Annotated in this window: 19 protein-coding genes; 4 read left to right on the top strand and 15 right to left on the bottom strand. The window is 45.1% G+C overall.

The window, feature by feature from the left end:
* Positions 1-9: 9 nt before the first annotated feature.
* The 5 genes from MD536_RS16180 to MD536_RS16200 all read right to left on the bottom strand — a co-directional run bounded on the left by MD536_RS16180 (position 10) and on the right by MD536_RS16200 (position 6,288).
* Positions 10-1,770 carry an ABC transporter ATP-binding protein gene (locus MD536_RS16180; RefSeq protein ID WP_239602032.1) on the bottom strand — a complete coding sequence of 587 codons (1,761 nt, stop codon included), beginning with the start codon at positions 1,768-1,770 and terminating at the stop codon, positions 10-12.
* Positions 1,771-1,791: 21 nt separating this feature from the next.
* Positions 1,792-4,155, bottom strand: coding sequence for a GumC family protein (locus tag MD536_RS16185; protein WP_239602035.1), 2,364 nt, complete (start codon positions 4,153-4,155; stop codon positions 1,792-1,794).
* Between the two features lie 9 nt (positions 4,156-4,164).
* Complete coding sequence (locus tag MD536_RS16190; RefSeq protein ID WP_239602037.1) at positions 4,165-4,968, bottom strand: polysaccharide biosynthesis/export family protein; 804 nt, start codon at positions 4,966-4,968, stop codon at positions 4,165-4,167.
* Between the two features lie 34 nt (positions 4,969-5,002).
* A complete protein-coding gene (nusG, locus tag MD536_RS16195; protein ID WP_239602040.1) occupies positions 5,003-5,503 on the bottom strand; it encodes a transcription termination/antitermination protein NusG in 501 nt (166 codons plus the stop codon).
* A 260-nt stretch (positions 5,504-5,763) separates the two neighbouring features.
* Positions 5,764-6,288, bottom strand: coding sequence for an acyltransferase (locus MD536_RS16200; protein WP_239602041.1), 525 nt, complete (start codon positions 6,286-6,288; stop codon positions 5,764-5,766).
* A 48-nt stretch (positions 6,289-6,336) separates the two neighbouring features.
* Here MD536_RS16200 and MD536_RS16205 point away from each other — a divergent pair, with 48 nt between their 5' ends.
* A complete protein-coding gene (locus MD536_RS16205; RefSeq protein WP_239602043.1) occupies positions 6,337-7,515 on the top strand; it encodes an acyltransferase family protein in 1,179 nt (392 codons plus the stop codon).
* 44 nt (positions 7,516-7,559) lie between these two features.
* Here MD536_RS16205 and MD536_RS16210 read toward each other — a convergent pair whose 3' ends face one another.
* The 9 genes from MD536_RS16210 to MD536_RS16250 all read right to left on the bottom strand — a co-directional run bounded on the left by MD536_RS16210 (position 7,560) and on the right by MD536_RS16250 (position 18,583).
* The gene (locus MD536_RS16210; RefSeq protein WP_239602045.1) at positions 7,560-9,026 is read right to left on the bottom strand and encodes a c-type cytochrome domain-containing protein; all 1,467 of its coding nucleotides are present in this window, start codon (positions 9,024-9,026) and stop codon (positions 7,560-7,562) included.
* A 212-nt stretch (positions 9,027-9,238) separates the two neighbouring features.
* Positions 9,239-9,388 (bottom strand): hypothetical protein, encoded by a 150-nt coding sequence (locus tag MD536_RS16215; RefSeq protein WP_239602048.1) that lies wholly within the window; start codon positions 9,386-9,388, stop codon positions 9,239-9,241.
* Between the two features lies 1 nt (position 9,389).
* Positions 9,390-10,931 (bottom strand): DUF1501 domain-containing protein, encoded by a 1,542-nt coding sequence (locus tag MD536_RS16220; protein ID WP_239602049.1) that lies wholly within the window; start codon positions 10,929-10,931, stop codon positions 9,390-9,392.
* 19 nt (positions 10,932-10,950) lie between these two features.
* Positions 10,951-13,743, bottom strand: a complete 2,793-nt coding sequence (locus MD536_RS16225) for a DUF1553 domain-containing protein (protein WP_239602051.1) — start codon at positions 13,741-13,743, stop codon at positions 10,951-10,953.
* A 117-nt stretch (positions 13,744-13,860) separates the two neighbouring features.
* The gene (locus MD536_RS16230) at positions 13,861-14,598 is read right to left on the bottom strand and encodes a nucleotidyltransferase family protein (protein ID WP_239602054.1); all 738 of its coding nucleotides are present in this window, start codon (positions 14,596-14,598) and stop codon (positions 13,861-13,863) included.
* Positions 14,595-16,055, bottom strand: a complete 1,461-nt coding sequence (locus MD536_RS16235) for a RapZ C-terminal domain-containing protein (protein WP_239602056.1) — start codon at positions 16,053-16,055, stop codon at positions 14,595-14,597. The genes MD536_RS16230 and MD536_RS16235 overlap by 4 nt, the downstream gene beginning before the upstream one ends.
* Positions 16,056-16,084: 29 nt before the next feature.
* Positions 16,085-17,167: a PA0069 family radical SAM protein gene (locus tag MD536_RS16240; RefSeq protein WP_239602059.1), complete on the bottom strand. Its 1,083-nt coding sequence runs from the start codon at positions 17,165-17,167 to the stop codon at positions 16,085-16,087.
* A 29-nt stretch (positions 17,168-17,196) separates the two neighbouring features.
* On the bottom strand, positions 17,197-17,868 hold the full coding sequence (locus MD536_RS16245) for a 2'-5' RNA ligase family protein (RefSeq protein WP_239602061.1): 672 nt from the start codon (positions 17,866-17,868) through the stop codon (positions 17,197-17,199).
* A gap of 10 nt (positions 17,869-17,878) precedes the next feature.
* On the bottom strand, positions 17,879-18,583 hold the full coding sequence (locus MD536_RS16250) for a hypothetical protein (protein ID WP_239602063.1): 705 nt from the start codon (positions 18,581-18,583) through the stop codon (positions 17,879-17,881).
* A 107-nt stretch (positions 18,584-18,690) separates the two neighbouring features.
* Here MD536_RS16250 and MD536_RS16255 point away from each other — a divergent pair, with 107 nt between their 5' ends.
* From MD536_RS16255 to MD536_RS22175, 3 genes are all read left to right on the top strand, one after another.
* Complete coding sequence (locus tag MD536_RS16255) at positions 18,691-19,125, top strand: LexA family protein (RefSeq protein WP_239602066.1); 435 nt, start codon at positions 18,691-18,693, stop codon at positions 19,123-19,125.
* Between the two features lie 96 nt (positions 19,126-19,221).
* Positions 19,222-20,466 (top strand): Y-family DNA polymerase, encoded by a 1,245-nt coding sequence (locus MD536_RS16260; protein WP_239602069.1) that lies wholly within the window; start codon positions 19,222-19,224, stop codon positions 20,464-20,466.
* Positions 20,448-20,513 carry a DUF4113 domain-containing protein gene (locus MD536_RS22175; protein ID WP_369075808.1) on the top strand — a complete coding sequence of 22 codons (66 nt, stop codon included), beginning with the start codon at positions 20,448-20,450 and terminating at the stop codon, positions 20,511-20,513. Before MD536_RS16260 ends, MD536_RS22175 begins: the two co-directional genes overlap by 19 nt.
* Positions 20,514-20,601: 88 nt before the next feature.
* Here the strand turns inward: MD536_RS22175 and MD536_RS16265 are convergent, their stop codons facing one another.
* Positions 20,602-21,552, bottom strand: coding sequence for a DUF72 domain-containing protein (locus MD536_RS16265; RefSeq protein ID WP_239602071.1), 951 nt, complete (start codon positions 21,550-21,552; stop codon positions 20,602-20,604).
* Positions 21,553-21,577 lie beyond the last annotated feature (25 nt).

The raw sequence follows: 21,577 nt of genomic DNA on the forward strand, positions 1-21,577 counted from the left end.
TTTAATTTTTCAATGTAGTAAACTGTTATACTGAAGAACCTCTTTTATTCGACCTCCTTCCAACCTTACAATACGATCTGTATGTTTCAATGTGGAGAACCGATGTGCAATAATCAGAATGGTAATGCCCGATCCTCGCAATTGTTCAATGGTCTGATTGATTGCTTCCTCTGTTTCATTATCAAGTGCAGAGGTTGCTTCGTCCAGTATAATTAAAGAACTGTTATGATATAGCGCACGGGCAATTATTACCCGTTGTTTTTGCCCTCCACTCAGATTCTTTCCCATTTCTTCAATTTGAATCTGATAAGGATCCCTCCCATTAACAAAACCATCTAAAGAAGCTGCAATTATGGATTTATTCAATCGATCATGATCTATATCCTGTTCCAGGAATGCGATATTGGCAGCCAGGCTGCCCCGTTCCAGGTACGGCGACTGTTGAACATAACTAATTTCGTTCATCCAGGAAATTGCCTGATTCGATTCAAGTAGTTTTCCATCAATTCGAATTTCTCCACTATCCGGTTTGTAAAATCCAATTAACAGGTTAATTAGAGTTGATTTACCAGAGCCGGATTTGCCAATTAATCCAATAATTTCCCCTTTTTTAATTTTGAGTGTGATGTCCGTAAGTACTGGCTGCTCATTTTTCCTGAATGCAAAACGAATATTATGAAATAGAATTTCTTCTTCAAAAAAAACAGGAGTCCTCTGGGAAGTTGAATTTGAAAACCACCGGTACTTATTTTCGAATACGGGCCGATATACATTAAACAGATAACTGTATTGTTCCAATTGCATAAGAGAAGGCATAATTTTCGTTAATGAAGGAATCAGTCTGTAACCAGCCGCAGCATATACTGTAATTAAGGGCAGGATTTGCGAAGGATTTCCTGAAATATATGCCGCGTAAACAAAAATTATTAGTAGCCCAAGCACTGTGACCAATTCAAAAAGCTTGGCAGGAATCATTGCCAAAACATTGGTCTTAATATTGATCGCATTCAATGCCCTCAGAACCGATTTGTAATCGTCAATTAAACGTTCTCCTTTATTACGAAGTCGTACATCAACCATTCCGTATATCCCTCTATTACTGTTGGAATAAAGTTTTGGTGTGTGCTCATGTTGCCGTTCACCATAAGTCTGCAGTTTTCGTTTTACCAGAAACTGAAACAGGAAAACAACTGGAAAAATAGTACCGCAAACGAGTAGTAATACCTCAATATTATAGAAGGCGATCCCAAGTGTGATAAGTGCAATCACGACTATTTCCGCAGTAATCAACAATACAGGCAAAACCAGGAACCTTGAAAAATGCTGTGGACTCTGAGTAAGTTCCCGGATAATTTTCGCAGAGTCCTGTTTTGTAACGGTTTCAAAATCAGAAGACAGATAATATTCAAATGTTTTCTCACCAATAAATTCTGCAATTTCAAAACAGAATTTGGATTGTAACTGTTGGCTATAGAGGACAAATAATGTTCTGAATACCATAAAGAGGAAACCTGTAAAAAACAAGAGCAGCAGGAATGCCCTATTATCCCAACCAGGTAACCAGTTATTCAATACCTGCAAGAATCCCTTATTCAATAACTCCGGTTCTGCAACAGCTGAGATAATTGGAATAAACACAGCCAATCCTGCTATATCAATAATACTGGTAATCAGAATAAGCGCAAGTATCCTCCAGAGCTTCTTTCTTTTTTCTGAGGGAAGGCTCTCAAGAATCCTGTTATAAGTAGATATTAGAATAAATTTCCGCATCAGAGCAGGATTACATCACTATTATCTGTTACCGAACAAACGTTTCCAGAATGATTTTTTAGGTTCTGCATTAATATCAAAATACCCTGATGCCTGTTGCCCTTTCCCAAAAGCGTATCCATATCCATATCCATAACCATATCCTCTTTGCATTTGAACATCATTGATTACAACTGACATGGACGGCAATCTTTTAGTTTGGTATAAAGTATCAATTAGGTCCACCACCTTTTTTATCGTATAATTCTGACGAATAATATAGAGCGTAGCATCAGCATATTTCCCAAGAGTAATTGCATCGCTTACTACTCCAACGGGTGCTGAATCAATAATTATAACATCAAAATTTTCTTTTGCCCAGGCAAATAATTTTTCCATTTTTGGCAGCAATAACATTTCAGATGGATTGGGCGGAATAACGCCGCATGGAAAAACATACAATCCATCAATATCTTTTACACGAACCAACAGGTCTTCTTCTTTTTCGTTAGTAACAAGATAACTGCTTAAACCTTTACGGGTTGACACGTTCAGATTGGATGATATTTTTGGCTTCCGGATGTCGAATTCCAGCAATAGTGTTTTTTTACCAGCTAAAGCAAAAGCTGCCCCGATATTGGTACTGATAAAGGATTTTCCCTCCCCGCTCATAGACGAGGTCACAAGGATGGTTGGCTTGCTGGTTTGATTGGCCAGGTACGTCATATTGGTCCGGATGCTACGAAACTGTTCTGTTATATAACTTCTGTTTTGAAGTGTTACCAACAATGGACTTGGATTATCGGAACTCCCTACTTCTCCGGCAATTGGTACTTGGGTATTTTTCTCTATATCGCTCCGCATGGAGATTTTATCATTCAGAAATCCCAGCACCATAATAATTAGAATGGGAATAGCCAACCCTGCAGCAATAAATTTCAAATAAACACCACTAGGAATAGGTGCAACCAATTTCCCCCTTACAGTTGCTTTTTCCAGAATACTGGAATTGGGAAGTACCGCGGCAGAAGCAATGGCAACTTCTTCCTTCTTGGAAAGAAGCAACAAATATAATTCTTCCTTAATTTTATGCTGACGTTCTATGTTCAATAACCGTCTGACCTTCCCAGGCACGGAAACTGATTTTTGTTGCGCGGACGAATACCGGTCCTGCATTTGTTTCAGCACAATGTCATACGAACGATCTACACTGGCAAGTGCTTCGTTGATATCAATTTTAATTTTATCCAGGCTGGCCTGCATTTCCAGCACTTTGGGGTTTTGTAGCGTAGTTGATTTTAGGAGTGCAGTTTTTTGTAACTGTAATTCATTATAAGCAGAAATTAACGCTGTTAAAGTGGGTTCATCTACACCCAGATTAACAGGAACAGTAGCCTGGTCGTTGTTTTTGTTCAGAAGGTATTCTTTCAGCCACTGCAGTACTTTTTTCTTTACGGAAATGTCGTTAATTCTGGTATCCAACTCTGACATGGAGTTCACATACATTTCTGATTGCAGGCCAAGACCAATTCCCTGATTCTTCTCCTGGAATTGCTGAATAGCTCCTTCCACTCCGGATAATTCCGACTGTAAAGAGTCTAGCCGTTCATCAATAAATCTGATTGTCCCAAGAGCAATTGCATTTTTATCTTCTACAGTAGCATTACCATACTCCTTCATTAAGGTATTCACTATGTCAGCAGCCTGCTGTACGTTTGTCGACTGAAAAGATATTTCGAGGATATTCGCATATTCATTGCTTTGCTTGATTGAAATATGTGGTATTATGCGTTCTGCAGCTATATCTAATGGGTAATGATCTATCAGGAAATCTCTCGTATCATAATCATCTAAATAAGAAGGATTCAGATGAATTTTAAATACTCCTCTTTTGTCCTCAATGACGGAGCCGAATTGACGGGCCTCTCCAGCACCATTAAGCAGGAATTCTTTATCATTAAGGACAGTAACCTGAAATGTAATTCTGGAAGAATCACGTTTGCGAATAACTTCCAGCTGCAATGGTGAATGTGGATAACCTAATGTAGATTTAACTTTGCCTAAACCGGTATATTCAAAATTCAATCCCAATTCCTGTACTACCCGTTGAACAAAATTGTTTGATTTTAAAATGGCCATTTCATTATTCAGATTAGGCCCTGCGTCCATGAGAAATAGTCGGTTGAATTTCTCATCACTGGTACTTACAGCATTTTCCCCTTTAATAATCATCTGGCCTTTTGCCATAAATTCATCCGGAGTATAGCGAAGATAGATAAGTGCACCAATAATACTAACTATAAGGGAAAGCGCTATCCATGGGAGGTATTTCAGATTCCTATAGACAAACTCCATAGGGGTAAATTCCTGTTTTGAAAGTTCAAATTGATCGGCAGGATTTTCCATAGAAGTTACTTATCGTGCAATTAAAGTTATTACAAGGGCTGCTACTGATACGAGGCTACTTGCAATTGTAATATTTCTCATCAGTACCTGTTCATTCCCCGTTGGTTTCTTTCTGTTAGGTTCAACGTAAACAAAATCATTCTGTTGCAGATAGAAAAAAGGAGAGTTGTAAAAATCAGCTGAACGCAAATCAATACGGCCGGTAGTCCTTTTACCATTCACTTCACGTACAATTAGAATATTATCTCTACGGGCAAAATTGGTAAGGTCTCCAGACAAGCCGATTGCATCAAGTATTGAAATTTTTTGATCAGGAAATTCAATCATACCTGGCCTTAATACTTCTCCCATCACAGTAATTCTGGTATTTGTAAAACGAACCACTACATAAGGGTTTTGAAGGTAGAGACGCAATCGCTCGGTTATCAAATCCGCGACTTGCTTTTTAGTTAATCCAAGCACATCGATAGGCCCAAGCGAATGAAAAAATATCTGTCCATTATTGTCAACCTGGTAGCCTCTTCCTAAAATAGAGAGAGACGAAGTTCCTGCATTTCCACCAACAGTCGAACCTCCCCCGGTTTGCGGTTGATTATAGATTTCAGTAGCCTCACGGTTATCACTGTATACTAAAATTGATAAAAGATCTCCTTTTTTGATAATCAAATCAGGAATAACCAAAGCGCCTATATCCGCCGTATCAATTCCCTGCAGTATAATCCGTTGCTGGTGATTTTTCTGCGATGCACCACAGGCAATCAACAAAAAAAGTGCAGTTACCATCGCTGCACCCTGGTATAGCTTTTTCAGCATGTATAGTATTGGTTAAGTATCAAAATTGTCTGCATCACTTTACAACCACCTTCTCTTTATCCAGCGTAGCTACCAGTTTACATCCCAGGCTCTCAATCAGCACTTCCACCCGTTTCTTATCGGCCGACAAAATTCGCCCTTGCTGTTCCATGAATACGCCTGAAGTGATGATCACCTGGTCACCTGGTTTGGGTTCCGGAAGCTGTTCCACTTCCACATCTTCGAACTCATTCAGGAATCGCTTGATCCGCTCGATCTCCACCTCTTTTACCTGCGCCGGTTTTCCCAGCCAGTAAACAAAATTCACCACACCGTCCACAAAACGTACATCGGCCCTGTCTTCGTCTGTTACCCGTACAAAAACATAACTTTTGAATAAAGGCTCCTCCACTACTTTATACCGATCGCTCCATTTTTTACGCACTTTATTCAACGGACAATACGACTGCCAGCCCTTCTGAAGAAGCAATTCATGTACCTTCTTCTCCCAGCGCGGTTTTGTATAAAGTGCGTACCAGTTTTTCTGCTTGGTCATAGGTCTCAGGTTTTTCAACGCTGCAATTTAGGCATAGCTTCGCCTCCTCAGTCCCATCGGCCTGAATTTTTCCTTACCCACCTGCAATAAAAAAGGCAAGGGAGCCCAGAATTCGACCTCCTTGCCTTCAACAAAAATATGTTGTAATCAGAACTACCGCCAACAATGCCAGCACTTGATTCACAGGTTGAATTTTAAGGGTCCTCGCAATGGTGGTGGGTACTTCACCATTTATTAACAAATATAGGGGAAAACTATTATTAGATCGGTTGATTGTCAACGCTATTCCCTTCTTTATCAACCCATCCGATCTGCTTTGCCGGATTGCCGACTACTTTCGCATATGCAGGCACATCCCGGGTTACTACAGCCCCTGCACCCACCAATGCAAATGCCCCAATTTGAATCCCACATACGATGGTAGCATTCGCCCCAATACTGGCTCCTTTCCCTATAATGGTGGGTTTAAATTCCTGCTTACGTTCTATAAATGCCCGGGGATTGATCACATTGGTAAATACCACCGAAGGCCCGATGAATACCTCTTCTTCCAGTTGCACTCCATTGTACAGCGATACATTATTCTGAACCTTGCATCCCTTCCCGATGCTTACCTGGTTATCAACAAACACATTCTGCCCCAGGATGCAGTTTTCCCCCACCCTGGCTTCTGGCATCAGGTGGCAAAAATGCCAGATTTTGCAACCGGCACCGATCTGCGCCCCTTTATCAATAACAGCGGTGGCATGAATGCTGACTCCCGGATACATTTGAGCTTCTTCCATGTGGTGGATTTTAACAAATATGCTAATTTTCACCCTAAATAAAGCACATTGACAGCCAACCAACTCTCTGCCGCTGCAGGTTCATCACAGCGCTTTTTTTCATTAGATGTTTTCAGAGGTGCCACCGTAGCTTTTATGATCCTGGTGAATAACCAGGCAGGCAAGGCCTTTGCTCCACTTCAACATGCTTCCTGGCATGGTTGCACGCCAACCGATCTTGTCTTTCCGTTTTTTCTCTTTGCGGTTGGTAATGCAATCGCCTTTGTTTTACCCCGACTGGAAGCCATGGACCGATCCGCTGCCGTTTGGAAAATTGTAAAACGTGGATTACTGATCTTTTTGATCGGCCTGATGCTGAACTGGTTCCCTTTTGTAAAATGGGAAAACAATGAACTGGTTGGAAAACCTTTTGAAACCCTTCGGATCTTTGGCGTACTGCAACGGATCGCACTTGCTTATCTGTTTGGGGCATTGATCATCTATTTCTTTAAAGCACGAATGGCTTTTTACATAGCAGCCTTACTGCTGCTTGGGTATTGGGTCATAACAGCAATGGCTGGCAATCCTGCGGACCCCTACAGTCTGGAAGGGTTCTGGGGCACAGAGCTGGATCGGATAATTTTAGGAGAGGCCCATATGTACAAAGGGGAAGGTGTCGCTTTTGATCCGGAAGGCATAGCCAGCACTATACCCTCCATCGCACAGGTGATTTTAGGCTTTCTGATTGGTGACTACATCAGGCAGAAAGGGAAAAATGCCGAAATGGTTGCCAACCTGTTTATGGCCGGAGTGGTGCTCTGGCTGGCGGGAATGGCATGGGGACTCAGTTTCCCGATCAACAAGAAAATCTGGACCAGTTCCTATGTTTTATACACAGTTGGACTGGCAACCATGCTGTTGGCTACCCTGGTGCAACTCATTGAATTCCGGGGCTGGAAAGGTGTGGTGCCCAATTTCTTTGATGCCTTTGGCAAAAACCCGCTGTTCATTTACGTGTTGAGCGGGGTATTGCCCAAAACCCTTTGGTTGATCCGCATTCCAAATGGTCTCAATGAGGCTGGTGAAATCAAGTACACCCATCCGCTGGGCTGGTATTTCCAAAACATTTGTAAACCGATTACCAGTCGCCCCGAAACTGCCTCCCTCTTGTATTCGCTCTCATTGGTGTTCCTGCTCTGGGCCATCGCCTGGTACATGAACAAACGCCGCTGGTACGTTCGAGTATAGTTTACCCGTCCGGTGCCACCCGTCCGGTGGCACCGGACGGGTGGTTATTTCACGAGGGAGGTATCACCGGGTAGTAAGGGAAGCCGGTAGTTGCCTGTATCGATTTGCACTTTCGGGAAGAGTTGCTGGAGTGCGGACCAGTCATTGTTCGTGAGGCCGCCTTTATACAGAAATAGTTGTTTCAGGTTAGAAAGACCACTCAATTGCCGATAGCCATCAGGTGAAACATTTGAACCAGCGATATTCAGCCATTGCAGATTTTTTAACCCGGAAAGTGCGCTAATCGTTTCATCCGATAGATTCCCCCGAGTTATTTGGAGTCTTGTTAGATTGTCCAGTTTCCCGATAGCAGCATATCCTGCTTTGGTCAGCTCCATTTCATCCAGCTTCAACCATATCAATTGTTCGCGGATGCCTGCCAGCAGATTCAGAATGCTATCAGGCACCTGCTTGTTTACGGTAACAAAATTCAGCGACAAATAATTGGAGGACGCATTCACCGGTAAAACCACCACTCCATTGGCTTTTAATCGGTCAACCAGCGCGGAATCTGCAGCTTTTACTCCTTCTGATGGAATAGATGCCGCCAATGTAAACACGGGCTTGACTCCAGCTCTTGATGCTGCTGATTTACCTGTGGCGTTGAGTTTTCCCGATTCGCTGGATTTTCCTTTCCCGGCAGTTTCTGCATCATCCCCTGTTTGTTGCGATTGCTCTTGAAGAGCCAGTAAAACTGCCTTATCAGCCTCCGTTTGATGCAAATCCTTCACCAACTGTTTGAAGCCTAATCCGGATTGAATCCACCAATGCAGGAAACTGATCTCAGTATCCGTTAACTGTGCCTCCCGTATCGGAGGCATATGTTTCTTAGCATCGCCCGGTAGCAATAAGCGTTTGATTAACTCACTGTTATCCGCATCTCCGGCCTTCACTATCACTCCATCTTCCCCGCCTTTTAAAATATAATCAGGCTGATCCAGTCGCAGTTTGCCCTTTTGTTTTCCGGAACCATGGCAACTTACGCAACGCGCTTCAAAAATCGGTTGTACCAGGTCGTTATAGGCATGGGCTGATTGAATATCTGTAATGGGTCCCAGGGTAGGTTTTGCTACCTCTTTTTCAAAAGACAGAAAATCTTCACCGTGAGTAAGCGAACCTCCTAGATGCCCGGTCACCGTTACACCTGCAAGCAGCAAAACTGAGAACAAGTTCGTCATCTTTGCCTCTTTGCGCTGTACAGCCCAGAACATACCCAGGGACAATAAAGTGGTACCAATCCCCATCCACTGGTGCCAACCCAATAATTCTTCGGGATAGTCTGCAGATCCGGAAATCGCCAGTCCGGTTACACAGGCAAGCAGTGCACTGATCATTCCCAACACCAATATAACGGGGACTGATAACCGCAGATGTGCATAGGAAGGCCTGCGTCCAATCCATTGAAACAGGATCGCCAGTAATAAAAAACCAATAGGAAGATGGACAATGACGGGATGGAAGTTGCCAAGCATGGGGGGGTGAAAAGTGAAAGGTGAAAAAAAGTGAGACGTCAGACGTCAGACGTGAAAAGATCACAATCCCAACACTCAAATGAAAATTATGGATCTCTCATATACATGCAATTATACATTTGGGAAGGTGCGAAAAAGTTCTCCCAGCACCTTTGTTTTTAGGTGGATTCTTATTGTTACATAAAACAGTCATTATCCCCATGAAATGTCGCCTATAAGCGATTATAAAAATCATCCGATTTCATACCCTTCCTCCCGCCTCCATTTGCCTTCGACTCCTTTGTTTTCTGCTCCATACCCCTCCTCCTTTCTTCCCTTCTTCCATCTTCCATTCCTCCCTTCTCCTTTGTCTCCTCTTCCATCCTAGGCCACTACCTCCTCGATCACCCGTCCCCCCACATCTGTCAATCGGAACGGACGGCCCTGGAAAGGATAAGTGAACTCTTCGTGGTTGATGCCCATCAGATGTAGAATGGTAGCCTGGATATCGAAGGCTTCTACTTTACCGCTAACCGGACTATAACCGATCTCATCCGTTTCGCCATATGTAAAGCCTTTTTTGATACCACCACCCGCCATCCAAAGGGTAAATGCATCGGTATGATGATCCCGGCCCTTATATGGATTCTGTACCCCATTCCGGTTTTCCATCATGGGAGTTCTACCGAATTCACCGCCCCAAACCACCAGGGTATCATCCAGCAAACCACGTTGTTTGAGATCCAGCAATAATGCCGTCATGGCTTTATCCACGCTTCGGTATTTATTGATAATACCAAGGTTCAAACTATTGCCGGCATTATCGCCGTGAGCATCCCAGCCCCAATCAAACAACTGCACATACCGAACCCCTTTTTCCACCAGCTTACGAGCCAATAAGGCATTGTTCGCAAAACAGGATTTACCCGGCTGCGTGCCGTACATCTCATGGATATAATCCGGCTCATCATTAATATTCATCACTTCCGGCGCTGTGATCTGCATCCGGAAGGCCATTTCATATTGCGAGATCCGGCTCAGCGTCTCAGGGTCCTGATATTCTTTATAGGTGGCTGCGTTCGCCTGGTTGATCGCTTCGATACTGGCCTTGCGCAAATCGCGACTCATCCCTTTCGGATCATTAATAAACAAGACCGGATCACCTTCACTTCTGCATTGCACGCCCTGGTATACCGATGGCAGGAACCCACTTCCCCAAACGCTTTTACCGGCATCAGGAAAACTGCCCCCACTGGTCAGTACCACAAACCCGGGAAGATTCTGATTCTCAGTACCCAATCCATAAGTTACCCAGGAGCCCATGGATGGCCTACCCAGGCGAGGTGTGCCCGTATGCATCAGCAATTGCGCAGGTGCATGGTTAAACTGATCAGTGGTAACTGCTTTCAGAAAACTCACTTCATCGGCCATGGTGGAAAAATGCGGCAGGTGATCGCTGATCCAGGCACCGGACTCACCCCTTTGCTTAAACGTAGCCTGAGGACCCAGCATTTTTGGTACACCTGTAATAAAAGCGAACTGTTTTCCCTCTAGTAGAGAAGGCGGACAATCCTGCCCGTCCATTTTCATCAACTCGGGTTTGTAATCAAATAATTCCAGTTGCGATGGCGCTCCCGCCATGTGCAGATAAATCACACTCTTCGCACGGGCGGCGAAGGGTGGTGCTTTAGGCAGTAGGGGCCGTGCAGGATCAAAATCGCGAAGCGGATCAAAACCTGTATTGGCCGCTTCCCTGGCCATTTTATCCAAAGCGGACTGGCCACAGCTCCCTAATAGCGAACCGATTGCCAGTGCGCCAAGTCCCATTGCACTTTCTTTCAGAAAATGCCGGCGGGTATGCAGTTGAAGATGCGCCTGCTCGGCTTCCTTCAACAATTTCTGTGCATGCAATTCATCTCTTGTCATAAGCTCACTATTGGTTGCATTAATTTTTTACGATTACTTCATCCAGGTTCAGCAGGGCATTCGCTACAACAACCATGGCCGCCGCATGGGCCGTTGGCTGCTTAAAAGCTTCCAGTTCTTTCGGATTAGCCTCATAGGTAGCGCGCGCTTTCGCATACAATCCCATCATCGCTTTCAATTGCTCCTCTTTTATTTCACTAAACAATAGTTGCCGGTACCCCCATTTCACCATTTCTTCCACTTTCTTCTCCTCCCTCTTCCTTTCTTCCTTTCCTCCCTTCTCCTTGCCTCCTTTGTCCCCTTCGTCTCCAATTTCCATTCTCCTCGCAAAATGCGCCGCCAGATCCACATACACCGAATCATTCATTGTTACCAGCGCCTGAAGCGGCGTATTCGTCCGGATCCTGCGCGCATTACAAACGACCCGCTGCGCCCCATCAAAATTGATCATACTCGGATAGGGCGAAGTACGTTTCCAATACGTGTAAACCGCCCGACGATACCGGTCTTCCCCTTCACTCATCGTCCAACGGGCACCATTATACGGAGATAACCAGATGCCATCGGGCTGCCAGGGCATTACGCCCGGACCATACATTTTAGTACTCAGCTTTCCGCTCACCTGCAGGTGCTGGTCACGCAGTTGCTCAGCACTCAAACGTATTCTTGGTCCGCGCGCATAGTATTTATTGGCTGCATCCTTATCCAATTGTTCTTTAGTTACCCGACTATCCTGCTGATAGGTAGCACTCAACACCATTTCTTTTAAAAGTTTTTTGATGTTCCATTGGTAGTCGTGTATCAGCTTCCATGATAATTCATCCAGCAGTTGGTGATGAGTTGGATTAGCACCTTGTGTACCCATATCCTCCAGAGTTTCCACCAGGCCGGTTCCGAAAAGCTGCTCCCATAAACGATTCACCAGGGTGCGGGATACCAGCGGATTGCGGGGATCCGTCATCCAGGCGGCCAACTCCAGCCGGTTTTTAGGCATATCCGTTTCCTTTAGTTGCATATTGTGCAGGAGTGATGCCGGCACTGCAGGTTTCACTTCTGCCCCAGGGGTTAATCGATTACCTCGTTCAAAAACATGGGTAGTTCTTTTGAGACTGGCCGGATTCTCATACAAAATCGGCATACCCGGAACATAGCTTGTCAGGAGTTTCCAATATCGCTGATAGGCAGCCGCATAACCCGGACGATCTTTACCAGGAAAGGCAGGCACACAGGAGACCCAGTTGAAGCTGATGGTAAAATCATCTTTTTCGGAAGCAAGCGGAGTTCGCTTATATTGAATATAGAGATCGTGTACACCCTGCTGTTTTGCAAATGAAATACTTTCAAAACGCCACTGATCCTTAGCCTGAACAGGTGATTTGGCAATAATGGGACCATCAGGTGCATCCAATCGAAGCGTTAAGGTGCCTCCCGGTTTATTGCAATAAAACTGCCAGATCATCTGTTCAGTCCCTTCCATGTCAATGTTCTTAAATCTTGCAGTGGATTTATTTTTAAAAATCAGTCCGCCGTTCATATTAGCGATTACCGCATTGTCGAGTTTATCGGCTGTAGTGGAGTTCACCGCCGGCTGATAAAACTTGACCATCTTCCTCACCCACTCTCCCTCTTCCTTTCCTCCCTTCTTCCCTTCCTCCATCCACCCCATTACATACTCCAATTCCTTATCCATCTCCGGTGTCAACCTCCGCAACAACGGGTATTCACCTGGTACATCTTCATCCCGCGTATTATTGAAATAAGCCAGGAACTTGTAATATTCATCGTGTTTGAATGGATCATAGGGGTGACTATGGCATTGCACACAGGAAAAGGTTGTACTCATGATCGCTTCCCAACTGGTATTGATGCGATCCATTACCGCCGCAACCCTGAATTCCTCATTATCCGTTCCGCCTTCATCATTGGTCATGGAATTGCGATGGAAACCAGTTGCGATATAATTGTCATCGGTGGGGTTGGGCAGCAAATCGCCCGCCATTTGTTCCTTTATGAACTGATCGTAGGGCATGTTTTGATTAAAGGCCTTAATCACCCAGTCGCGATAAGGCCAGGCATCCCGGTGTCCATCTGATTCATAGCCCTTGGTATCAGCATACCTGGCAAGGTCGAGCCACATACTGGCCCATTTCTCGCCAAACCGGGGCGATGCCAATAAACTATCTACCAGCTCTTCATAGGCGGCAGCTGATCCGCCGGCTTGTAAAAACTTTTCTGCCTGCTCTTTTTCAGGGTAGAGTCCGATCAGGTCCAGGCTTACTCTTCGAAGCAATACGGGCGCTTCAGCGCGTTGCGACCCCTTTAAGCCTTGTTTTTCGAGCTCTTCTTTAATATGTTGATCAATGGTTTTCTTTTCCTTTGGTTCTTTCACTGGCAGGTAAGCCCAGTGATCTCCCCAGGGCGCTCCCTGTTTGATCCAACGGCGCAACAACGCAATTTCATCCGGTGAAAGCGGATCGTGTTCATAGGGCATGCGCTCTTCAGGATCGTCCAGGGTAAGCCGACGAATCATCTCACTTGCATCCGGATCACCTTTGATGATGGCTGGTTTACCTGATTCAGTAGGACTAAATGCCTCTTCTTCAAAGAGCACACTGAACCCTGCTTTGGCTTTCACACCACCGTGGCAGGAAATACAATGTTTATTGAGGATGGGTTTGACTTCTGTACTGAAATCAACTGGTGCACCGCGGTCGCGCGCGGAACGGCTGATTACCCAGGAAAGGCTGAGGATGACCACCAGTGCGGCAGCCAGGATAAACGCTTTTTTATTTGATCGGATCAATCGTTGCATGGCAGAAATCGTCTACTAATCTTCTTAAAGTTAGCTTATTCCAGCGCCAAAACGCCCTCCTTTCAAACGATGCCAAAATAGTTTAAGATTTTGCGTAAATCCAGAAAGAAAACCGGGTCAATCGAAAAGCGCTTCTGCCTGAGCTACACTTTCCGGCTTTCCTACATCAATAAACCGATCTCCGCTATGATCAAAACCCATGATTTTATGGGTTCCTGCCAGGTCGAGGTAAACATCTATCAGCGAAAATTTTCCAGTCCTGGAAATCAGCGAAAATATCGCGGGTGAAAACACCACCACGGTACTGTATGCCTTTGGCGTCAATTCCTGTAAAGCATTAGCTGCTGAGTAGGGCGATTCTGGCGGAAATCGGAATTCATTGGTTGCCAGGTTAACCCAACCTTGCATCCGGTTCTGTTTATCAAACAGGATATTGCGGGTGCTTTTTCTGTTGGTTACACCAAAACTGATCAGCGCTTTTTCCTGTTGGTGAAATTGTAAAAGGGCATCCAGGTTCAGGTCGGTTAACACATCCGCATTGATGGTAAGAAATGGTTCGTTTCCAAGCAGGGGCGCAGCTTTAAGCAAACCACCTCCTGTTTCCAGTACTTCATCGCGCTCATCACTGATAAGGATTTTACTACCCCAGCCATTTGCGTTTTCCACAGCTTCCCGGATCTGGTTCGCGAAATGGTGCACATTGACCACTACTTCGGTTATACCATACTGTTGGAGGTACTCAATATTCCGTTGAAGTAAGGACTTCCCGTTCACAGGGGCAAGAGCCTTGGGATGTTGATCGGTCCAGGGTTTGAAACGGGTTCCCAGTCCGGCTGCGAAAATCATTGCTTTCATGGGTTGATCCAGTTTTTTGCATCCTGTACAATATGTTTCACTTCCACTTTTACTTTGAATTTATTCCGGAGGTGACGCGCAAGTGCATCCGCGGCATATACAGACCGGTGTTGTCCGCCGGTACAACCAAAATTTACCTGCAAGCTCACAAATCCTCTCCTGATATATTCAGCCACACTGATATCCACCAGGTCAAAAACGCTGTTCAGAAAATCGGGCATGGCGGTACGTTGTTCCAGGAAATCCTTAACCGCCTTGTCTCTGCCTGTTTGGGTTTTGTATTCTTCGAAACGGCCTGGATTAAAAATTCCCCGGCAATCAAAGACAAATCCGCCACCGTTTTCAGTTGGGTCAGTTGGAATTCCTTTTTTATAGGAGAAACTATGAATATTCACAACAAGCGGTGTTGATTCATCCGCCTGTAAAGGTTCAAATCTTTCCATCACTTCCGCACTGGTGCAGAATTGAAGACATTTATCAAATTCAGGAACTGCGATACCCATCTTGCGATTGCCCGTGAAGGCACTCAGGTTTTTCAGGGCTTGCGGAATACTGGTCAGAAACTGTGCTTTTCGCTGGAAGAAGCCCCTGAAACCATATGCACCCAGCACCTGTAATAACCGGATTAGGACATATCCATTGAATTGAATGGTAAAGAGAACCGGATCAACTGGATTTGGTAAAATTTTATTTACCTCTCCAATATAATATTCCAGTAAACTGTCTTTCCATTCGTCTGGCAGATTAGCCCTTGCCTGCCACAACATGGATGCTACATCGTATTGTAAGGCTCCGAGCATACCGCCCTGGTAATCGATGAAATGAACCTGTCCGTCTTTCACCATGATATTCCGGCTTTGAAAATCCCGGAACATGAAATGTTTGTTTTCCGTATGTGTGAGATAGGTACTCAATGCATCAAAATCATCCAGCAGTGCCTGTTTATCGTAGGGAAACTTGAGGGTGTCAAGAAAATAATATTTGAAATACAACAGGTCACTCATGATTGCCTGCTTTCCAAACTCCCGGGCTGTCAGGCATTTGGAATAATCGATTTGCTCTCCTCCCTTTATCTGAAGGTGTGCCAGTTTGGAAAGGCTTTGCTGAAATAACGCAAACACTTCTTCTGTAAATCCTTTTTCTTCCAGTTCATTCAAAAGAGAGCGATCTCCAAAATCTTCCTGCAGATAGATATCATGCTCCTCATTCACTGCGAACACATTGGCAACCGGTGCACCAGCCGATTTCAGTGATTCGGTAAACGAAAGAAAGGTTTCATTCTCTTTGATATGCGGATTATAGGTTGCGATCGCTGAATTAACAACTGCATCCTGGACGCCTTCCACTCTGAAATACATCCGGTCGCTGCCCGATTGTGGCAATTTGGTAATGGCTGCTGCAGGCTGACCTGAAAACTGCTGCCAGAGCTGATCAATGCGTTCAATTATTTGTTCCATAGTAGGCGTCAAATATAAGAACGCTGCTTTCAAAAAAGTTTCATTTGTTGGCCAGGCCGTGAAAACTGGCTGATATCAAGGCTCCAACGTTCTTTATCCAATCCGTACAACTGCCGGAACTTTTTAAACTGCTGGTTGATGATGGATGCCTGCTGCCCTTCTCCCCGCATTCGGGTCCCAAACCGGCTATCATTCACTTTTCCTCCGTGCCCTTCCTCAATGCTATGCCATACCTTGTTAGCGCGATCCGGAAAATTGGTGTATAACCAATCATGGAAAATCAGTTTAACTGCACCGTTTAATCGGACAAAAGTATAGGCAGCAAATGTTGCCCCTTCCGCTGCTGCACTTTCAAGAATGGATGGCAGTTCATGATCATTTAAACCTGGAATAACCGGACCAATCATTACCCCGGTATGTACTCCTTTCCGGCTTAATTCACGAATCACTCGTAGTCGTTGTTCTGCAGTAGTGGTGCGGGGTTCCATTTGCCTTCGTAAAGATTCATCCAGGCTATTGATCGAAACCAGCACAGATGCCAGGCGTTTTTCGCCCATTGATGCCAGCAAATCAGCATCCCTTAAAACACCCGCATTTTTGGTGATGATACCTACGGGCTGGTTGAATTCCCTGCATACCTCCAATAATTTTCTGGTCAATCGGAATCGTTGTTCAGCCGGCTGGTAGCAATCGGTATTGCCGCTAATTGAAATAGGTACACATTCCCAGGCAGGTCGCATCAAAAATTTCCGCAATAATTCTGCAGCATTTCGCTTTACTATGATCTTTCGTTCAAAATCCAATCCCGCACTATATCCCCAGTACTCGTGTGAATTGCGCGCATAACAATAAATGCAACCGTGCTCACAACCCTGGTAGGGATTCATGCTGTAAAACATATTGACATCCGGACTATCCACTTTATTGACCAGGCTTTTTGCTTCCTGTTCCAGGTATTGTGTGGCAATGTCGGCGTCTACCCATTCATCGATGGCAGTATTCTCCAAACGAGATACCTGCGTAGCATCAAAACGATTCGATGGATTGATCTGGGCTCCTCTGCCTCGCATTTTTGGCAACCCTTTGTTTTCCTTTTGTGCTGCTTTCTTCATGAACCGTTTGATGATTTACTTCGTTTGAATCAGGCTTCAAACAGTGATTGTTGCTTCACGCCTACAGGAAGATTTCTCAATTCCACTCGTTGGATGATTTGCCAGTTGGGGTTACCAGCCGACCGTTTCAGCAGGAGACAGGCATCTGCCAGGAACTGGGCTGAAAATGATTTTTGCGCATACTCTAACCAGGCTTTGTCAAAAATAGGAGGCGGCAATTTTCCTGCAACCAGGATTTTGTGGTCTGTTATGAAGAAGGGGGTATGTTCCTTGTCGAGCCGTAGCAGTGATTGAATCGATTTCAAATCGCGCGTTATTCCTGCTAATCCTGCGTCACCCGAACTACCCGACCGCGCAGCAACAGGAACATAAATACTGTGGGAAGGTTGCGCTGCAAAATCCTGGAGCCGGATTTGAAAAGGTCGCCAGCCGGTGGCTAATTGATAGATGGAATGCTTTACCCGTTCTTCCAATAATTGCCGTTGTTTGAATTTCACCAATGGTAATAATACCTGTTGACCAGCGCCATAGGGCATCGGGTATTTCTCCTGGAAACCCACACGGATTTTTCTGATTTTCTCTTTTACCGCATCCGGAATAGACCATACCAATTGATATTCATGTTCCTGGTACCCTGGCATTGATGAATACCGAAAAAAACCTTCCTGTCTTTTTTCACCAACCGACTGATGTACTTGCATAACCAGATTTTTAATGATTATTATCCGCTTGTTTAAATCCCTCCGGCAGCAGGGAGAACCTCGAAACCAACCTGTAATCATTTGCCCACTGTTCAGTTGCCAATAACTCCACTTCTTGCAATTCAACGACCTCATAAAAAGTGGAAGCTGAAAAAGCCAACAGCACTTCCCGCTCAATACTGCTATCCAGTTCATCCACCAAATGAAGCCTCGGGTGAGAAAATAATTCGAGTCCATGGCATCCATTCCCTTGCAACCAGCCTTCCAGCACCCGCAAACTATCCGTTAATCGCCGGAAGGGTTCCGCTTCCTGTACACGCCAATACAATGGCTTTCCAGGCATACTTCCGTAATTATTGAAAGCAAATCGAAAACCCGACTGGCTACTCAGTATGCGGTTGATCCAGCGCAACAGCGTGCCTTCCATCTCTTCCCTCGCCTGGAATCGTGCAATTGTCAGAACTGGCCTCGAAAGTTTTACTAATTGAGACTTTCTGAGAGATTCCAACTCAGCGGCCGTTTCAGCAACTGCACCAAGAATTGTCTCCGGCAACTTTACATTCATTTCATACTGCTTTCCATAGGATCCGTTGCCCACAGTTAGGGCCGCAACTTTAGCTTCCTTGCTGGCGGATACTTCCTTCCTGGTTGAGTCTTCCCTCCTTGCCGCACCATCCCGCCCAGCTACTTTGTTGAAGATTTCAGGTTTGTTCATCGCTTTGGATTTTAAACCAACTTATTTAGCATAAAAATACTAATTAATTTAGCAAAAACAAATAATTTTGTTTTCCGCTTACTAATTTTTAACCACAATCATTTTTTATGGAACTCGATACTACTTATGCTGCCGCTTACACCGGTACCAAATCTTTTGAACAACAGGATGTTCGAAATGCAAATGCCACCGGTTTCGGAGCTGCTGCCGATGATTATGCAACCCGAGCGCTTGACCTGAATGATTTTCTGATCCGGAACAAACCGGCCACTTTTTTTCTCCGTATTCGGGGAGAATCAATGGAAGGTGCCGGAATTCACCAGGGCGACCTGGTAATTGTTGACCGATCCATCACCCCGCACAACGGCCATATCGTAATAGCCAATCTCAATGGTGAAATGCTGATTCGCCGGTACGAAAAACAATTCAATAAAATGCGATTGATTCCCGAAACAGATCGCCTCGCCCCGATTGATATTGACCCTGGTTGCGAAAGTTTTTCAATTTGGGGAGTAGTGACGCATACGGTGCACAGCTTTTAAGGTATGGAAGAGGAAACAAAGGAGACGGGAGAAAGGAGAAAGGAGAAAAGGAGGAGGGAAGAAGGGAAAGATGTGAAAAGACACTAATCCAAAGAGATGTTTGCACTGGTAGATTGTAATTCATTTTATTGCTCCTGTGAGCGTCTGTTCCGACCGGATCTGGAGAATAAGCCCGTGGTTGTTTTGAGCAACAACGATGGTTGCATCATCGCAAGAAGTGATGAAGCCAAAGCTGTTGGCATCAAAATGGGAGCCCCTTATTTTCAATGCAAATCGCAGATCATTGAAAATAAGGTTGCAGTCTTTTCTTCCAACTACCAGCTTTACGGCGAACTTAGCATGCGGGTGATGGATACCCTTCGCAACTTTGTTGGTGCTGAAAAAGTGGAAGTCTATTCAGTAGATGAGGCTTTTCTTGAACTTGAACAGGTTCCCGCAGAACAGCTTAGTTCCATAGCATCCGGTTTAAAGCATCGGGTAGAAACATGGACAGGAATCCGGGTTTCAGTTGGGATAGCTCCAACTAAAGTCCTTGCCAAACTGGCCAACCGACTGGCTAAAAAAAATAAACAGGAATCCAGGGGTGCACTCGTTCTGCAAAAACCTGACGAACTTGAACAGGCGCTAAAAGAAACAGAAATCGGGGAAGTGTGGGGTATCGGTCACCAATATGCGGAAAAGTTAAGGCGCTTAGGTATTACAGACGCCCTGAAATTCAGTCGCCTTCCTATAAACTGGGTGCAAAAAAACATGGGTGGCGTAGTTGGAGTTCGATTGCACAAGGAGTTGAATGGAATTCCCTGCATTGATCTGAAGGATCCCCTGGAAAAGAAGAAAATGATCGGCAGCAGTCGTATGTTTGGCAGACCGGTTTATGAACTGGAAGAGATCCGCGAAGCTGTTGCTACCTACCTGGCAAGGGCAGCCGAAAAACTACGTCGGCAAGACAGTGCAGCCACCGAAATTGGTCTTTACGTTGTAGCCGCAGATGAAAAAAAATTTACCTATAATCCGAAAAAATTCAGCACCGCGCTGCGCCTGCCCAAACCCTGCTCCGGTACCAATGAACTCCTGACTTATGCGTTGCCACTCCTGCCGCTGATTTACCAGGGAAAAAGAAAATACCTGAAAGCGGGTGTGCAATTATCAGGATTGGTTCCTGCTTCCAGTTTACAGGAAAACCTGTTTTTACACTCCGCTGAAAGCAATGCAGTCCATGAACCAACAACTAAAAAACTTATGAAAGCACTGGATAATATCAATTTCAGCCAGGGCGCCAACACCATTCATTTCGGAGCTACCGTATCCAGCCAACCTGGACCATGCGTCAGGATCAGATGAGCCCCCGGTATACTACTTCCTGGAAAGACCTGCCGCAGGTGTTGTGAGACGTCAGACGTGAGAGGTGAGGCGGAGGAATGGAAGAGGGAGGAAAGGAAGACGGATGCATGGAAGAAAGAGGCTCCCTTCCATGCATCAAAACAAACTTCCCTGCTTCGGCTCTTCCTCCAATACCGGAACCGCTGTTTCCACTCCCGTCTTTTGCTTCAGCAACTGCCCTGCATACACTGAAAATTTCGGAACCAATGCCTCCTCTCCAAGGTGCAGAAAAAAATAGGCAGTTTCGAGGCCACATGCAAACCATTGTCCCAACCGTTCCGCCCAGGCTTCCATCCTGCTATAATCTGTAGGATGCCCCTGGTTGCCCACAAACCGGATCATCACAGTGGGCACGGTCAGCAACATCGGGTTAACATCCCGGCGGCCCGCCACATCCGTAATCACCAATCCGATTTTTAATTGAGCCAGCATCCCAAAAAAATCCTGCATCCTTGAGCTTACCTCAAACCAGGAAGGATGCCTGAGTTCTATCATCCATTGAACCGAAGCCGGGAGTGATGCCAGAAACTCCAGCAATTCAACCTGTCGGCCTGGCGCAAACGAATCTGAGAACTGAATGAATATTGGCCCCAGCCTCGTACATTTTCCTTCATTAAAAACCTGGACAGCCGAAATGAATTCCTGCACCAAACTTTCTTTTCCTTTTAATGCTCCGCGGTGACTGATCCCCTGGTACAACTTCGGGCAAAAGACAAACTTACCCGGATGGTTAACCGAATCACAGGCGTCATCCACCTGTTGCACCCATTTCTGCAATTCTTCCCTCGAATAAATTTTATAATGGGTAGCATTCAATTCTACCGTATTCAATTGTCGGGCATACGCCGTTAAAAAAACCGCTGGTTTGGTTAATCGCGGATACAGATTACCCACCCATTCCCCTACTGTCCACCTCGTTGCCCCCAGGAATAATCCAGGATCAGCCGCCCGTTTGCCTGATAAAACTTTTTGTGTAAGCAGCGGATCAGGTGGCAGCGAAAAATCTAACTGTTCCAATAATTCCGGTAAAACCCTTCCGAAATCCATTTCTTTTTTTAGCAAGATAAAGAGC

The sequence above is a fragment of the Flavihumibacter cheonanensis genome, from assembly GCF_022352215.1.
GTDB classification, from domain to species: domain Bacteria; phylum Bacteroidota; class Bacteroidia; order Chitinophagales; family Chitinophagaceae; genus Flavihumibacter; species Flavihumibacter cheonanensis.

Coding starts and splice junctions, on each gene's coding strand:
- MD536_RS16180 (WP_239602032.1), bottom strand. CDS start 1,770: ATGCGGAAATTTATTCTAATATCTACTTATAACAGGATTCTTGAGAGC.
- MD536_RS16185 (WP_239602035.1), bottom strand. CDS start 4,155: ATGGAAAATCCTGCCGATCAATTTGAACTTTCAAAACAGGAATTTACC.
- MD536_RS16190 (WP_239602037.1), bottom strand. CDS start 4,968: ATGCTGAAAAAGCTATACCAGGGTGCAGCGATGGTAACTGCACTTTTT.
- nusG (WP_239602040.1), bottom strand. CDS start 5,503: ATGACCAAGCAGAAAAACTGGTACGCACTTTATACAAAACCGCGCTGG.
- MD536_RS16200 (WP_239602041.1), bottom strand. CDS start 6,288: ATGGAAGAAGCTCAAATGTATCCGGGAGTCAGCATTCATGCCACCGCT.
- MD536_RS16210 (WP_239602045.1), bottom strand. CDS start 9,026: ATGCTTGGCAACTTCCATCCCGTCATTGTCCATCTTCCTATTGGTTTT.
- MD536_RS16215 (WP_239602048.1), bottom strand. CDS start 9,388: ATGGAAGAGGAGACAAAGGAGAAGGGAGGAATGGAAGATGGAAGAAGG.
- MD536_RS16220 (WP_239602049.1), bottom strand. CDS start 10,931: ATGACAAGAGATGAATTGCATGCACAGAAATTGTTGAAGGAAGCCGAG.
- MD536_RS16225 (WP_239602051.1), bottom strand. CDS start 13,743: ATGCAACGATTGATCCGATCAAATAAAAAAGCGTTTATCCTGGCTGCC.
- MD536_RS16230 (WP_239602054.1), bottom strand. CDS start 14,598: ATGAAAGCAATGATTTTCGCAGCCGGACTGGGAACCCGTTTCAAACCC.
- MD536_RS16235 (WP_239602056.1), bottom strand. CDS start 16,055: ATGGAACAAATAATTGAACGCATTGATCAGCTCTGGCAGCAGTTTTCA.
- MD536_RS16240 (WP_239602059.1), bottom strand. CDS start 17,167: ATGAAGAAAGCAGCACAAAAGGAAAACAAAGGGTTGCCAAAAATGCGA.
- MD536_RS16245 (WP_239602061.1), bottom strand. CDS start 17,868: ATGCAAGTACATCAGTCGGTTGGTGAAAAAAGACAGGAAGGTTTTTTT.
- MD536_RS16250 (WP_239602063.1), bottom strand. CDS start 18,583: ATGAACAAACCTGAAATCTTCAACAAAGTAGCTGGGCGGGATGGTGCG.
- MD536_RS16255 (WP_239602066.1), top strand. CDS start 18,691: ATGGAACTCGATACTACTTATGCTGCCGCTTACACCGGTACCAAATCT.
- MD536_RS16260 (WP_239602069.1), top strand. CDS start 19,222: ATGTTTGCACTGGTAGATTGTAATTCATTTTATTGCTCCTGTGAGCGT.
- MD536_RS16265 (WP_239602071.1), bottom strand. CDS start 21,552: ATGGATTTCGGAAGGGTTTTACCGGAATTATTGGAACAGTTAGATTTT.